12 protein-coding genes are annotated in these 13,517 nt (G+C 68.2%); 8 read left to right on the plus strand and 4 right to left on the minus strand.

Going from position 1 to position 13,517, the window contains the following annotated elements; translation table 11 throughout:
- Positions 1-34 precede the first annotated feature (34 nt).
- Positions 35-1,387: a sulfite reductase subunit alpha gene (locus tag ACLSSQ_RS13860; protein ID WP_287874239.1), complete on the plus strand. Its 1,353-nt coding sequence runs from the start codon at positions 35-37 to the stop codon at positions 1,385-1,387.
- A gap of 119 nt (positions 1,388-1,506) precedes the next feature.
- Here ACLSSQ_RS13860 and ACLSSQ_RS13865 read toward each other — a convergent pair whose 3' ends face one another.
- The 3 genes from ACLSSQ_RS13865 to ACLSSQ_RS13875 all read right to left on the minus strand — a co-directional run bounded on the left by ACLSSQ_RS13865 (position 1,507) and on the right by ACLSSQ_RS13875 (position 5,541).
- Positions 1,507-1,983: a hypothetical protein gene (locus ACLSSQ_RS13865; RefSeq protein ID WP_287874240.1), complete on the minus strand. Its 477-nt coding sequence runs from the start codon at positions 1,981-1,983 to the stop codon at positions 1,507-1,509.
- Positions 1,983-4,061, minus strand: a complete 2,079-nt coding sequence (locus ACLSSQ_RS13870; protein WP_416243029.1) for a TonB-dependent receptor — start codon at positions 4,059-4,061, stop codon at positions 1,983-1,985. The genes ACLSSQ_RS13865 and ACLSSQ_RS13870 overlap by 1 nt, the downstream gene beginning before the upstream one ends.
- A gap of 160 nt (positions 4,062-4,221) precedes the next feature.
- Positions 4,222-5,541, minus strand: a complete 1,320-nt coding sequence (locus ACLSSQ_RS13875; protein WP_130460019.1) for a DUF2325 domain-containing protein — start codon at positions 5,539-5,541, stop codon at positions 4,222-4,224.
- A 350-nt stretch (positions 5,542-5,891) separates the two neighbouring features.
- Between ACLSSQ_RS13875 and ACLSSQ_RS13880 the strand changes: the two genes are divergently transcribed.
- The 7 genes from ACLSSQ_RS13880 to ACLSSQ_RS13910 all read left to right on the plus strand — a co-directional run bounded on the left by ACLSSQ_RS13880 (position 5,892) and on the right by ACLSSQ_RS13910 (position 13,222).
- On the plus strand, positions 5,892-6,443 hold the full coding sequence (locus ACLSSQ_RS13880) for an iron transporter (protein WP_014236744.1): 552 nt from the start codon (positions 5,892-5,894) through the stop codon (positions 6,441-6,443).
- A 3-nt stretch (positions 6,444-6,446) separates the two neighbouring features.
- Entirely contained in the window at positions 6,447-7,997 is a 1,551-nt protein-coding gene (locus ACLSSQ_RS13885; protein WP_014236743.1) for a carbohydrate porin, read from the plus strand.
- Between the two features lie 9 nt (positions 7,998-8,006).
- Positions 8,007-8,354, plus strand: coding sequence for a cupredoxin domain-containing protein (locus ACLSSQ_RS13890; RefSeq protein ID WP_014236742.1), 348 nt, complete (start codon positions 8,007-8,009; stop codon positions 8,352-8,354).
- Between the two features lie 10 nt (positions 8,355-8,364).
- The gene (locus ACLSSQ_RS13895) at positions 8,365-9,222 is read left to right on the plus strand and encodes an FTR1 family iron permease (RefSeq protein ID WP_014236741.1); all 858 of its coding nucleotides are present in this window, start codon (positions 8,365-8,367) and stop codon (positions 9,220-9,222) included.
- The gene (locus ACLSSQ_RS13900; RefSeq protein ID WP_416243030.1) at positions 9,198-10,625 is read left to right on the plus strand and encodes a 4Fe-4S binding protein; all 1,428 of its coding nucleotides are present in this window, start codon (positions 9,198-9,200) and stop codon (positions 10,623-10,625) included. Before ACLSSQ_RS13895 ends, ACLSSQ_RS13900 begins: the two co-directional genes overlap by 25 nt.
- A gap of 348 nt (positions 10,626-10,973) precedes the next feature.
- Entirely contained in the window at positions 10,974-12,974 is a 2,001-nt protein-coding gene (gene feoB / locus ACLSSQ_RS13905; protein WP_014236739.1) for a ferrous iron transport protein B, read from the plus strand.
- Complete coding sequence (locus tag ACLSSQ_RS13910) at positions 12,971-13,222, plus strand: ferrous iron transport protein A (protein ID WP_014236738.1); 252 nt, start codon at positions 12,971-12,973, stop codon at positions 13,220-13,222. Before feoB ends, ACLSSQ_RS13910 begins: the two co-directional genes overlap by 4 nt.
- 77 nt (positions 13,223-13,299) lie before the next feature.
- Here the strand turns inward: ACLSSQ_RS13910 and ACLSSQ_RS13915 are convergent, their stop codons facing one another.
- The gene (locus ACLSSQ_RS13915; RefSeq protein WP_416243031.1) at positions 13,300-13,506 is read right to left on the minus strand and encodes a heavy-metal-associated domain-containing protein; all 207 of its coding nucleotides are present in this window, start codon (positions 13,504-13,506) and stop codon (positions 13,300-13,302) included.
- Between the last annotated feature and the right edge of the window lie 11 nt (positions 13,507-13,517).

Genomic DNA, 13,517 nt, shown 5'->3' on the forward strand with positions numbered 1-13,517 from the left:
CCAGCAACCCTCCTCCCCGTTTCGGTTCCATTTCATGCCCGACACCGTGCGACTCCTCACCGCCTGGGGCGCCACCCTGGCCTACGGCGGCCTTTGCGCTGCCGTCTATCTGCGCCACCGGCGGCGGCAGCGCATCGCCGTGGCGCCCCTCGGCGACGGCGGGCGCCCCGTGCTGGTGGCCTATGCCAGCCAGAGCGGCAGCGCCGAGGCCCTGGCGCAACACACCGCCCGCAGCCTGGGGGCTGCCGGCCTCAACACCACCCTGGTGCCCCTCAACCGGGTCACCCCGGCCCTGCTGGCCGCCCACGAACAGGCCCTGTTCCTCGTCAGCACCTGCGGCGAGGGGGACGCGCCGGACAACGGCGCCCTCTTCGAGCGCCACTGCATGGCCGACGCGGGTCCGGACCTATCCCGCCTGCACGTCGGCGTGCTGGCCCTGGGGGACCGGGAATACGCCCACTTCTGCGCCTTCGGCCGGCGCCTGGCCGCCTGGCTGGAGGCCCGGGGCGCCGTGCCGCTGTTTGCCCCCCTGGAGATGGACAACCAGGATGCCAACGCCCTGGCGGCCTGGCAGCAGCAGGTGGCCCACATCGCCGGCAGCGGCGAGACGCCGGACTGGCGCGCCCCGGCCTTCACCCCCTGGCGCCTGCTGGAGCGGCGCCACCTCAATCCGGGCAGCAGCGGCGCCCCCGTGTTCCACCTGGCCCTGGCGCCGGAACACGCCCCCCTGCCCGAGTGGCAGGCCGGCGACCTGGTGCAGGTGCAGCCACCAGAGGCCGGGGAACATCCCCGGGACTATTCCATCGCCTCCCTGCCCGCCGACGGCGCCCTGCACCTGCTGGTGCGCCTGCAGGCCCGCCCCGACGGCACCCCCGGCCTGGCTTCCGGCCACCTCTGCAAGGACCTGGAGGTGGGCCGCAGCGTGGCCCTGCGCCTCAAGCCTCACGCCAATTTCCGCCTCGGCGACAACGCCGGCCGGCCCCTCATCCTGATCGGCAACGGCACCGGCATCGCCGGCCTGCGGGCCCTGCTCAAGGCCCGGGAAGCCCGGGGAGATAAGCGCAACTGGCTGATCTTCGGCGAACGCCACGCCGGCCCGGACCGGCACTACCGGGAAGACCTGGCCCGCTGGCGCAACAATGGCCTGCTGCCCCGGCTGGATCTGGTCTTTTCCCGGGAACAGGCGGCCAAGGATTACGTGCAGCATCGCCTGGCCCAGCGCGGCGACGTGCTGCAGGACTGGCTCGACGAGGGCGCCGCCCTCTACGTCTGCGGCAGCGCCGCCACCATGGGCGCCGCGGTAGATGAGACCCTGGCCCAGCTGCTGGGCCGGGAAGCCCTGGACCGGCTGCTGGCGGAAGGCCGCTACCGGCGGGACGTTTACTAAGGCCCGGGCACTCCCGGCCACGGATTCCCCAGACCACCACGCCAGAAACAAGAAGGGACGCTCCTCTCAGCCATGGCACGGCTGAGAGTGGCGTCCCTTCTGCCTTCCAGGGCAGGCGTCTAGTGGGCTTCTTCCACCCGGTAGGCGCTGTGGCAGGCGATGCAGTTGTTGAGGTTGTCGGCCAGGGTGTTGAGCACCACGTCCCGGTCCTTCAGTTCCGTGGCCAGTTCGGCGATGCGGTCGAAGTTGATGTGGGTCTCCCGGCCCAGGGGGAAAAAGGCCTGGGGCGCCTTCTTGCGGATGCCGTGCACCAGGCTGCCCGGGTTGGCGAAGTCCTTCTGGTGCGCCTTGAGACCGCCCACCCGGGCGGCCTCGGCCACCGCCGCCATGTCGTTGGCGGTGGCGGCGCTGATGATCTTCTGGGTGATGGCAACGAAGCCCCGCATTTCCGAGAGCAGGAAATGTTTTTCCGCCGGCGTCAGCCGGATCACCTGGCGCTGGTCGCTGCCGCTGCCAGCGTCGTGGTCGTGGGCCGCGGCCGGGCCGCCGGCCAGGGCGGCCAGCAGCAGGACCAGGGCGGAGGGGCGTAATTGCATCAGAAGTCTCCTTTCCAGGTGAGAACGAGGGAACGGCCGGGGGCCAGGATTTCGTTGCCGCTGACGCCTTCGGCCAGGTGTTCGTGGTAGCGCTTGTCGGCCAGGTTCTTCAGGGCGACGCGGAAGCTCTGCCGGGACCAGCGGTAGGTGGCGCCCAGGTCGGCGGTGGCGAAGCCGGCGGTGGCGTTTTCGCTGCCGCGGCTGAAGAGGGTGGCGATGCGGTCCTGGCGGGCCACCAGGCGCAGGGTAGCGTCGGCGCGCCAGCCCTGGGCGACGGCGCCGTCCCAGCCGAGGGAGAGTTCGTCCGCCGGCATCTGGAAGAGGGGCTCGTCCAGGTCCTTGTTCTCGCCCCGCAGGCGGGAATAACCGGCATTCAGCCATTGCCCCGGCCGCACCTGCCAGCGGGCGGAGGCCTCGACCCCGGCGATGACGGCCCGGCCCAGGTTCACCGTGGCCTTCACCGGCAGGCCGCTGATGAAGGTGCCGGTGGGCTGGCCGGTGATGTAGTTGTCGATGCTGTTGCGGTAGGCCGCCAGGTGGTAGTTGAAGTCGGCGCTGGCACCCTTCAGGCCCAGCTCGAACTGGGTGGCCTCTTCCGGCTTGATCTGGGGATTGCCGACGTAATAGTAGCCGTCGCCCCGGGGCGAGGACTCGTAGCGTTCCCGCATTTCGCCGGCGCGGAAGGCGCGGGAGAGGTTGGCATAGGGCCGCAGCAGGGGCGCCGCTTCATAGACCGCGCCGAGGCTGCCGGAGGTGGCGCTGTCGCTGCGGGAAAGGCCGTTCTTGATCGCCCCGTTGTTCATGGAGGCGGCGCTGCCCTTGACCGTGTCGTGGCGCAGGCCGGCCAGCACGTTGAGCTTGCCGAAGCGCATGTCGTCCTGCAGGTAGGCCCCCAGGGATTCGATACGGCCATCGGCGAAGGGGTTGTTGGCCACCATGTTGCCGGCCTGGTACAGGCGCCGGTTGGGGGAGGCCTCCATCTCCCAGGCGTTGAGGCCGAAGGAAAGCAGGTGCTGGGGATGGACCAGCCAGTCGGCCTTGGCATCCCAGCCCTCGGTGACGAAGGAGACCTTGGTTTCGGCATTGTTGCGCTGGATGCCGCTGGCCCAGGAATAGATCTGCCGCTCCATCTCCTGACGGTAGACACGGAAGTCCAGGTTCAGCGGCGCCTCGCCCGAGCCCTGGCGGGAATAGCCCGCTTCCATGAGGCGGCGGCTCTGCTTGGGCGAATAGATGGTGGTGGACTTGATGGGGTTGGCGGCCGCCTTGGTGGAGCCGGGGTACCACACGTCCTCGTCCGTATGCTCCTGGAAGGAGAGGCGCAGCTGCTGGGCGCCGTCGATGCGGAAGCGGTACTGGCCGATGAGGCTGTCGGAATCGTAGCCGGTCTTGGCCACCTTGCCGTCGGGGGAACGGTAGTCGCCGATGCGGGCGTTGGAGGTGCCGAGCATCAGGGCATGGTCGCCGGCGGAGAAGTTAACCACGCCGGTGGCCCGCAGGCCGTTGCTGGCGCTGTCCCAGGAGGCCATGGCCGAACCGCTGGTACCGGCCTTGAACTGGGCCTGGGGCAGGCGCACATTGACCACGCCACCCAGGGCGCCGCTGCCGTAAAGCACGGAGGAGGGGCCCTTCACCACCTCCACCCGCTCCGCCAGGCCGAGGGACATGAAGGAGGCGATGGCCCCCTGGGGCTGGGCCGAGTTGAGGCGGATGCCGTCCACCAGCAGCACCACGCTTTCCTTCTTCAGGCCGCGCAGCACCGGGTTCTGGCCCTGGGCGCCGTCGCTGGCCACGGCGATGCCGGGCTCGCCGCGCAGCAGTTCCCCCGGATTGTTGGCGCCGCGGCGGATGATTTCCTCCCGATCGAGAGAGACGGTGCTGAGGGGCGTTTCCAGCTCGTCGGCGGCATAACCCTTGGCGGTAACGCTGACGGTGGACAGGGCGGATTCGGATAAAGGGGGGTTATCGGCGCCCCAGGCAAAGCCAGAAGCCAGGCTCAGGGCCAGCAGATGCAGGGCGAAAGGTGGGCGCTGACGCGACGGGGAAGAAACAGCGACAAGGGATGACAGCGTTGACATGGACGGGCTCCGGAAGGAATCCCCGCGCCTGGCTGGCATCGCTGTCGCTGGCTGGATCGCGGCGGGTTGATCGAAGTCCGCACTGTACTTTGTTGAGAATTGATCTCAATATGATGCAGGTCAAAAAACGTAAATCCCTGCCGCTCAGGCAGCAGGGGAACTACTCCACTGCTCCTTCCGCCACCTCGGAAATACCGCGCACGAAGCTGGAAACGCCGGCCCCCTTGAGATAGACGCAGGGCTTGCCGGTGCGCTTGCAGTGGTCCTTCAGCTTCCAGTAGGCGCCATGGCTGATGCAGCCGGCCTGGCAGATGACCGCATCGGCGGCGGACAGCACCCCGTCGAGGAAGCGGGGATTGTCCTCCAGGCCGCCGTCGTGGTGGGCGAAGCGGCCGCCCAGCCGCTCCACCAGCCGACGGTAGGTTTCCACCAGGCCGGGCCGGCCGCCGACGCAAAGCACGCTGCGCCCTTCCAGGCGCGGCATGGCAGCCTCGGCACCATCCTTGCCGCTGGCGCATTCCCGGCCGCAGGCGGCGGAGAGGGCGCAGGCATCGCCTTCCGGCGCGCCGTCCAGCAGCAGCCAGGATTCCATGGCCTGCTCGGCCGCCACCAGATCGCGGCGGGATTCCTCCAGCTGGCGGGTCAGGTCCCGCACCCGGGCCTCGGCGGCATTGGTGCGATCCTCCGCCGACACCAGGCGCAGGGCCAGGGCGTCGGCCCGGGCCTTCTGGCCGCCGTCGGCCCCTTCCAGCTCGCGGCAGCGGGCCTCCAGTTCCACCACCCGCACCGCCAGGGCCTCCCGCTCGCAGGCAAAGACTTCCATCTCCGCCAGCTGGCGCTTCAGTAGCTCTGCCTCCTGGATCTTCTCCGCCAGACGCTGGCCGCCCTTCTCCCGCTGGGCTTGCAGTTCGGCTTTGAGGGCGGCGTTTTCCGCCTCCAGCTGCTTCAGCCGGTTCACATCCGCCTGGTGGGCGGCGCCGGCCTGGTGGGACAGCATGTGGATGTCGCCGTAGATGCGCTGGGCCGTCTCCGTATCGCAACGGGGATGGGTCCAGGCAGCCCACAGGGCGTCCGCCACCTGGCCCGAGGCCACCGCCTCCCGCCACAGGCGGTAGATGGCATCGCCATCCCGGGCCGGGCGGAAGCGCTGGATGGTGAGGTTGTAGCGCCGCTCCAGTTCCTGCTGCATCAGCTCGGCAAAGGGATTGCGCTGCTCGGCAAAGCCCACGGCCTGGGTATGCAGGGAGAAGTCGGACATGTTGGGGCCGAGTATCTTGGCCCGGGCTGCCAGGCGCCGCAGCAGATCCAGTGGCAGGCAGGTACCGATCACCGGGCAGTGGTGCTGGTGCTTCAGTTCCCACAGGCGCTTGCGACGGGAGCCGGCGCTGGGGACGGGAGCCGCCGCAGCCGGTTCCGGCAGGGCGGCCTCGCCCAGTTCCGGCAAATTGACGGGTTCATGTTTCTGCTTGAAGGGAATCATGGTGGCACCTCCTCGCCCCTCGGAAGAATGGAGCGGAATGACGGGATTCAGGACAGGCCGGAGTCGTTTTCGCCCTCACGGCCTGAACGGCATATCGCAAATAATAACAACTCTCATTTGCATTGCAATAGCACCAAAGAACTAGTCGCATCCCCGGGGCATCTCCCGGCATGGCCTGATCCGACGCCGGAGCCCGCCAGTTCTTGCATTGCAGCATCCGTCAGAAACCTGTCGCAAAACTGACGTACGCGAATAATTGACACGAGAATCATTCTTACTTAGATTGTTATTAAGCCGCGCCAAAGCGGTATCCCAAAAACATCCGCCTATTACCGCTCAGGAGCCTAGTCATGCCTTCCATCCGCCTTTCCTTCGCCCGTACCCTGGTAGCCCTCGCTGCTGCCTGGTCCTTCTCCGCCAATGCCGTGGAATACCCCATCGGCACGCCCCAGCAGCGCTACGGCATGGAGATTTCCGCCGTCTATCTGCAGGCGGTGAACATGGAGCCGGACGGCATGATGCGCAAGGCCGAGGAATCCGACATCCACATCGAGGCCGACATCCGGGCCCTGGCCAACAACCCCAACGGCTTCGAGGAAGGCCACTGGATTCCCTACCTGGTGGTGAAGTACGAAGTCTCCAAGATCGGCTCCGACCAGAAGACCTCCGGCGAATTCATGGCCATGGTGGCCAACGACGGCCCCCACTACGGCGACAACATCAAGCTCTTCGGCCCGGGCAAGTACAAGGTGAAGTACACCATCCTGCCGCCCACCGAAAACAAGCACGCCCATTTCGGCCGCCACACCGACCGTCTCACCGGCGTGCGCCCCTGGTTCAAGCCCTTCGAAGTGGAAAATGAATTCACCTTCGTCGGCATCGGCAAAAAAGGCGGGTACTAAGCCATGGCTGCCACCACCAACCTCCTTCGGCCGCGCCCCCTGGCGCTGCTGACGGCGGCCCTGATCGCCGGCAGCGCGCCGGCCTTCGCCGCCCCCCAGGCCGCCGGCAACCAGGCTGAACTGCTGAAGCTGCTGGAAAAGATGAACGAGCGCCTGGAGAAGCTGGAAAAGCGCAACGCGGAACTGGAAAAGCAGGCCCAGGCCGCCCCGGCGACGAAAGCCTCCCCGGCCCTGGAACAGCGCATCAAGACCCTGGAAGAGCAGAACGCCCGCATCACCAAGGGTCTGGACAGCGACGACATCAGCCAGTACGAGCCGGAAATCACCGCCCGCCTGAAGGCCGTGGAATTCCAGTCCCTCGACATGCTCAAGGCCGCCCGCACGGTGGAATCCCTGGACGGCATCACCGCCGGCATCAGCCTCACCACCGTGGCCCAGCGGCCGTCCGGCGTGCCCAGCGGCGACAGCAACGGCAACAGCCAGCTCAACTACCGGGGCGACGTCTTCGTCACCCTGCCTCTGGCCAATATCGGCGATACCGAGAGTCACATCTTTGCCCAGTTCCGCCTCGGCCAGGGCCAGGGCCTCAACGGCATGAGTTCCTACGCCAAGCCCAACGCCAGCGCCTTCCGCGTGCAAAGCGGCAATCCGGATGACTCCGTGGCCGTGTTGGGCCAGGCCTGGTACCAGGCCACCATTCCCCTGCCCTTCGGCGGCTACAAGCCCCGCTCCCGGGAAAAGCTGGAGATCAACTTCGGCAAGATGGACCCCTTCGTCTTCTTCGACCAGAACGCGGCCGCCAACGACGAAACCCGCCAGTTCCTCAACACCGTCTTCGTGCATAACCCGCTGCTGGATGCGGGCGGCGACATCGGGGTGGACGCCAACGGCTTCTCCCCCGGCTTCCGCGTCTCCTACTACAACGAGACCCAGAAGCCCGAGACCTGGCGCTTCTCCCTCGGCGTCTTCGGTGCCGGCGCCAACGGCTCCACCTACACCCGCTCCTTCAGCTCGCCCATGGTCATCGCCCAGATGGAGACCCAGCGCAAGTTCTTCGGCGGCCTCACCGGCAACTACCGGGCCTACTACTGGCGCAACGGTCAGGCAGTGTCCTTCGCCGGCATCCAGGAATCCCATTCCGGCCTGGGCGTTTCCGCCGACCAGCGCATCGGCGATGCGGTCACGGTGTTCGGCCGCTACGGCCAGCAGATCTCCGGCAACGTGCGTTTCGACAAGGCCCTCACCCTGGGCGCCGAACTGGGCGGTTCCTACTGGGATCGGGGCGGCGACTCCCTCGGCCTGGCCTTCGGCCTGCTGCGCACCAGCAAGGAGTTTTCCGGCGAATCGTCCTTCGTCGATGCGGACGGCGACGGCATTCCGGACTACAACTTCAACGCCAGCGGCGCCGAGCGCGTGGCCGAAGTCTATTACCGCTACCGCATCAACAAGCAGTTCGAGCTGTCTCCCGACCTGCAGTACCTGGGACGGCCCGGCGGCGACGCCACGGCCAAGGCCATCAAGGTGCTCGGCATGCGTGCCCAGCTGACCTTCTAAGGAGCCGCCATGCGCCTGTCTTCCCTCGTGGTACCCGCCCTGCTGCTGTGCGCCGCCCTGTTCGTCGGGCCGGCGCCGGCCGCGGCGGCGGAGCTGCCTTCCTTCCAGATCGTGGCCAAGGATGGAAAGCTCATCCCGAACCGCCTGGAAGTGCCGGCCGGGACCAAGTTCAAGATCATCTTCCGCAACGAGGGCCCCGGCCCGGAGGAGTTCGAGAGCACCCAGCCCCGCATGGAGAAGGTGCTGGCCCCCGGGGCCAGTTCCTTCGTCGTGGTGCAGCCGCTGCAACCGGGCACCTACCGCATCTTCGGCGAGTTCCATCCGGATACCGCCGAATGCCTGCTGATCGCCAAGTAAGAGGACAACCATGCTCAATGCCCTGATTGTCGTCTGGCGCGAAAGCCTGGAAGCAATGCTGGTGGTCGGCGTGCTGCTGGCCTGGATCGCCCGCCAGGAGGACGCCTCCCGCCTGCGCCGCACCCTGTGGAGCGGCGTCGGCGGCGGCACCCTGCTGGCCCTGGCCCTGGCCTTTCTCGCCTACGGCGCCCAGACCTGGCTCGACGGCGAGTCCCTGGAACTGTTCCAGATCGGCATGCTGCTGCTGGCCTGCGTGCTGATGACCCAGATGGTGATGTGGATGCGCCGCCACGGCGCCTCCATGAAACGGGAGCTGGAAGCCGGCGCCAGCCGCGCCGCGGAAACCGGCGGCCGCCTCGGCGTGGCCCTGGTGGCGGCCCTGGCCATCGGCCGGGAGGGCATGGAGACCGTGGTCTTCCTCTACGGCATGGCGGCGGAGCGCCAGGGCAGCGAGCTGCTCGGCCTCTACGGCATGGCCGCCCTGGGCTTTGTCATCGCCGGCCTCACCGCCTGGGCCGTGGCCCGGGGCGCCCGCTTCTTCTCCTATCGCACCGTCTTCCGCGTCAGCGAGGTGGTGCTGCTGGTGACGGCCGGCTCCCTCCTCGGCGCCGCCGTGGATCGCCTGATCGGCATGGACTGGCTGCCCACCCTGATGGACCTGGTGTGGGACACCTCCGCCGTCCTCGACGACGGCAGCGGCCTCGGCCAGGTGCTGTCCACCTTCGCCGGCTACCGGGCCCAGCCCACCGCCATGCTGCTGCTGGCCTATGCCCTGTACTGGGGCTACGTCGCCCTGCGGCTGCGCTCCTTCACTCCCAACCCATCATCCGTGCGAGCCGATTCATGCCAGCCCACAGCAGCACCTTGAAGCGTCCCCTGCCCGCCGCTGCCGCAACGCAGCGGCGGGGTCCCATCGCCGGCCTGCTGCAGGCCTGCGGCCGGGGCATGCAGAAACATGGAGCCACCATCCGCGCCATCCAGTGGGCGGTGGTGGTTTTCTATTTCGGCCTGGTCATCACCCCCGCCTTCCTGCCCCTGCCACCGGAAGGCTCCAGCATCCTGGACAACCTCACCCTCTTCGCCCAGTTCCTCTTCTGGGGCATCTGGTGGCCCTTCGTCATGGTCTCCATGCTGTTCATGGGCCGCCTCTGGTGCGGCGTCTTCTGCCCCGAGGGCACCCTCACCGAATGGGTCAGCTGGCGCGGCCTCAACCTGCCCATCCCGCGCTGGCTCAAGTGGGGCGGCTGGCCCTTCGTCGCCTTCGTGTGCACCACCGTCTTCGGCCAGCTGGTGAGCGTCTATGAATACCCCAAGGCCGCCCTGCTGGTGCTGGGCGGCTCTTCCGTCGCCGCCGTGGCGGTGGGCCTGCTCTACGGCAAGGGCAAGCGGGTGTGGTGCCGCCACCTGTGCCCCGCCTCCGGCGTCTTCTCCCTCCTGGCCAAGGTCGCCCCGGTACACTTCCGCGTGGACCGGGCCGCCTGGGACACGGCCGCGGCGCCGGCCCAGCCCGTCAATTGCGCCCCTCTGGTGGATATCCGGCGCATGACCGGAGCCTCCGATTGCCATGCCTGCGGCCGCTGCGCCGGCCACCGGGAAGCGGTGCAGCTATCGCCCCGCCGCCCCGATGCGGAAATCCTCTCCAGCAAGGCGGAACAGATCCACACCGGCGAGGCCATGACCCTGCTCTTCGGCGTCCTCGGCATCGCCACCGCCGCCTTCCAGTGGACCGTCAGCCCCTGGTTCGTGGCCCTGAAGACCGCCGCCGCCAACTGGCTCATCGACCACGACTCCTTCCTCCTGCTGCAGGACAACGCCCCCTGGTGGCTGCTCACCCACTACCCGGAGGTGGGCGACGTCTTCACCTGGCTCGACGGCCTGTGCATCCTGGCCTACATCCTGGGCGGCGGCTGCGCCATTGCCCTGGCCCTGCTCGGCGTCGTCGCCCTGGCCAGCCGCATCGTCGCCAGCCCCCAGCTACCCTGGCGGCGCCTGGCCCTGGGCCTGGTGCCCCTGGCCGGCGCCAACGTCTTCCTCGGTCTTTCCATGCTCACCCTGAGCCAGCTCAAGGGCGAGCGGGTGATCCTGCCCTGGGTGCCGGATGCCCGCATCGCCATCCTCGCCCTGGGCATCGGCTTCGCCCTGTGGCTGGGGCTGCGCCTGGTGCTGCAGACCACCCCGGCCTGGAGCCGGCGCGCGGCGGCCTTCTCCATCTATACCCTGGCCCCGGCCTTGATCGGCGCGGTCTGGTACGTGGTCTTCTTCGTCTGGTAGGCGCCCCGGACCCGGCCGCCCTGACCGCCTGAAAAGGCGCGCCCTTACTGGTTCCCAGCCCTCCTCCCGGACGGCTGGGATTTCGTGCTGGCGGCCTCGCCTGCAATCTCAACTGTCAAACTCAAATGAGATAAGTTATCATTAGCGCCATTGCCGCTCCGCTTCCACACATTCCGGCGGCCACCTTTCGGGGTCTTCCATGCTGCGTTCCGTCCTTGCCGCCTCCCTGGTACTCCTTCTCGGGCTGACCCTGGGGCCCCTGGAGCGCAGCCCTGCCCAGACCGCCGCAGCGCACCCCGCTCCCCAGCACTGAAGCCCCGCCTCCCAGCCACCCACCCCAGGCAGCCGATGGAAACCTCCGCAGAAAGCACCCGTCCTTCCCCCCTGGCCGACAACGAAGCAGCGGCCGCCGCCCCCGCCGGCCTGGTGGTGGCCCTGGTAGGCCACCCCAACGTCGGCAAGTCCGTCCTCTTCCACCGCCTCACCGGCACCTACGTCAATGTGTCCAACTATCCGGGCACCACGGTGGAAGTCTCCCGGGCCACCCTGAAAATCCACAAGGAACAGCAGGTGCTGGACACCCCGGGGGTACTCTCCCTGCCCTCCCGCAGCGACGACGAGCGGGCCACCCTGCGGGCCCTGCTGCAGGAGAACCTGAACTGCCTGGTACAGGTGGGCGACGCCAAGAACCTGCGCCGCACCCTGACGCTCACCGCCCTGCTGGCGGACCTGGGGGTGCCCATGGTGCTGATGCTGAACATGGCTGACGAGGCCGAACAGCGGGGCATCGGCGTCGATGACAAGCTGCTGGCCGAAGCCCTGGGCATTCCCGTCATCAGCGGCGTCGCCACCCGCAACGAAGGCGTCGGCGCCCTGGAGGCCGCCCTCGCCAAGGCGGCCCGGCCCGAGCCCCTGCTCTGCTACGACGACGCCGTGGAAAGCGCCATCGGCCGCCTCGCCGCCCAGTTCGCCAGCGACGTCCCCCATGCCCACCTCTCTGCCCGGGGCCTGGCCATCCTCTACCTGGGCCACGACCCGGAACTGGAAGCCTGGCTCGACCAGCACTTCCCCAAGACCGCCGCCCTGCTCGCCGCCCTGCGCCTGAACCTGGAAGGGGAATTCACCGGCCAGCCCCTGGCCGCCCTCCTTTCCGGCGAACGGGGCCGGGCCGCCGAGGCCCTCACCCGCACCGTGGCCCGGGAAGGAAAGAAGCCGGCCAGCGGCAAACCCCTCACCGCCGGCCAGCTGGCGGTGCATCCGGTGTGGGGCTGGCCCATCCTGCTGGGCGTGCTGTTCCTGCTCTATGAGTTCGTCGGCGTCTTCGGTGCCAGTACCCTGGTGGGCCTGTTCGAGGAGGACTTCTTCGGCGGCGTCCTCAATCCGGCCTTCACCGAGCTGGTGCAGAACCACGTCTCCATCCCCTGGATCGTCGAGCTGCTGGTGGGCGAGTACGGCCTGTGGACCATGGGCATGACCTACGCCCTGGCCCTCATCCTGCCCATCGTCACCACCTTCTTCTTCGCCTTCGGCATCCTCGAGGATTCGGGCTACCTGCCGCGCCTGACGGTCATCGCCAACCGCACCTTCGCCGCCATCGGCCTCAACGGCAAGGCCGTGCTGCCCATGGTGCTGGGCCTGGGCTGCGTCACCATGGCCACCCTCACCACCCGCATCCTGGCCACGCCGCGGGAGCGTCTCATCACCACCTTCCTGCTGGCCCTGGCCATCCCCTGTTCGGCCCAGCTGGGCGTGGTGCTGGGTCTCCTCGGCGGCGTTTCCTTCGGCGCCCTGCTGACCTGGGCCGTGTGCATCCTGGTGGTGCTGCTCAGTTCCGGCTGGCTCGCCTCCCGCCTCATCCCGGGCAAGCGCATTCCCCTCATGACCGAGCTGCCGCCCCTGCGCTGGCCGGTGCTGGGCAATGTGCTGAAGAAGACCGGCGGCCGCCTGAAGTGGTATCTGGTGGAGGTGATTCCCCTCTTCCTCATCGGCACCTTCCTCATGTTCGCCCTGGACAAGATCGGCGCCCTGCCGGCCATCATCGAGGCCGGCGAGCCCCTGGTCTCCGGCTGGCTGGGCCTGCCCAAGGAGGCCAGCGCCGCCTTCGTCATGGGCTTCCTGCGGCGGGACTTCGGCGCCACCGGCCTGTTCGCCATGACCGAGCACCTCTCGGCCATCCAGGCCGTGGTCGGCATGGTCACCATCACCCTGTTCGTGCCCTGCATCGCCAGCGTCATGATGATCGTCAAGGAACAGGGCCTGAAGGTGGCCGTGGTGCTGCTGGCCCTGATCATTCCCACCGCCTTCCTCATCGGCGGCATCCTCAACCACCTGCTGAGACTGTTCGCATGAGCCCCGCCACCCACGAAGCCCTGCGCCTCACCGGTATCCCCGAAGGCACCCGGGCCAACCTGGCCCACTTCGATGCGGACATCCCCGCAGTGCTGGCCGAACAGCTCCACGCCTACGGCCTGGTGCCGCCCCACGCCATCCAGGTGCTGCGCCAGCAGCCCCTCACCGTGGTCCTTTGCGAACAGGTGGAACTGGCCCTGGAACACGAGATCGCCCATCGCATCTGGGTGGAGGCGACGCCGGCCTGAGCGCTCGGCCGCCCCACAAAACAAAAGCCGCCGCCCGGCAACGGGCAGGCGGCTTTTTCATGCCGGGAGCGGGAGACTTACAGGGCGTCGAAGCCCGCGTCCTCCACCGCTTCCCGCAGGCGGGCCTCGCCCACCTGGGCCGGATCAAAGGTGACGGTGGCCTGGCCCGGCTCCAGCACCACTTCGGCCTTTTCCACCCCGGGCAGCTTGGACAGCACGCCGGTAAGGGAGGCCACACATTTCTGGCAGCTCATGCCGCCGACGGGGATGGTTGTTGTTGCCATGGAATCCTCAC

Origin of the sequence: Azospira sp. APE16 (assembly GCF_047901315.1) — a bacterium.
Classification (GTDB): domain Bacteria; phylum Pseudomonadota; class Gammaproteobacteria; order Burkholderiales; family Rhodocyclaceae; genus Azospira; species Azospira oryzae.

Coding starts and splice junctions, on each gene's coding strand:
- ACLSSQ_RS13860 (WP_287874239.1), top strand. CDS start 35: ATGCCCGACACCGTGCGACTCCTCACCGCCTGGGGCGCCACCCTGGCC.
- ACLSSQ_RS13865 (WP_287874240.1), bottom strand. CDS start 1,983: ATGCAATTACGCCCCTCCGCCCTGGTCCTGCTGCTGGCCGCCCTGGCC.
- ACLSSQ_RS13910 (WP_014236738.1), top strand. CDS start 12,971: ATGAGCCCCGCCACCCACGAAGCCCTGCGCCTCACCGGTATCCCCGAA.
- ACLSSQ_RS13880 (WP_014236744.1), top strand. CDS start 5,892: ATGCCTTCCATCCGCCTTTCCTTCGCCCGTACCCTGGTAGCCCTCGCT.
- ACLSSQ_RS13885 (WP_014236743.1), top strand. CDS start 6,447: ATGGCTGCCACCACCAACCTCCTTCGGCCGCGCCCCCTGGCGCTGCTG.
- ACLSSQ_RS13915 (WP_416243031.1), bottom strand. CDS start 13,506: ATGGCAACAACAACCATCCCCGTCGGCGGCATGAGCTGCCAGAAATGT.
- ACLSSQ_RS13900 (WP_416243030.1), top strand. CDS start 9,198: ATGCCAGCCCACAGCAGCACCTTGAAGCGTCCCCTGCCCGCCGCTGCC.
- ACLSSQ_RS13890 (WP_014236742.1), top strand. CDS start 8,007: ATGCGCCTGTCTTCCCTCGTGGTACCCGCCCTGCTGCTGTGCGCCGCC.
- ACLSSQ_RS13895 (WP_014236741.1), top strand. CDS start 8,365: ATGCTCAATGCCCTGATTGTCGTCTGGCGCGAAAGCCTGGAAGCAATG.
- ACLSSQ_RS13875 (WP_130460019.1), bottom strand. CDS start 5,541: ATGATTCCCTTCAAGCAGAAACATGAACCCGTCAATTTGCCGGAACTG.
- feoB (WP_014236739.1), top strand. CDS start 10,974: ATGGAAACCTCCGCAGAAAGCACCCGTCCTTCCCCCCTGGCCGACAAC.
- ACLSSQ_RS13870 (WP_416243029.1), bottom strand. CDS start 4,061: ATGTCAACGCTGTCATCCCTTGTCGCTGTTTCTTCCCCGTCGCGTCAG.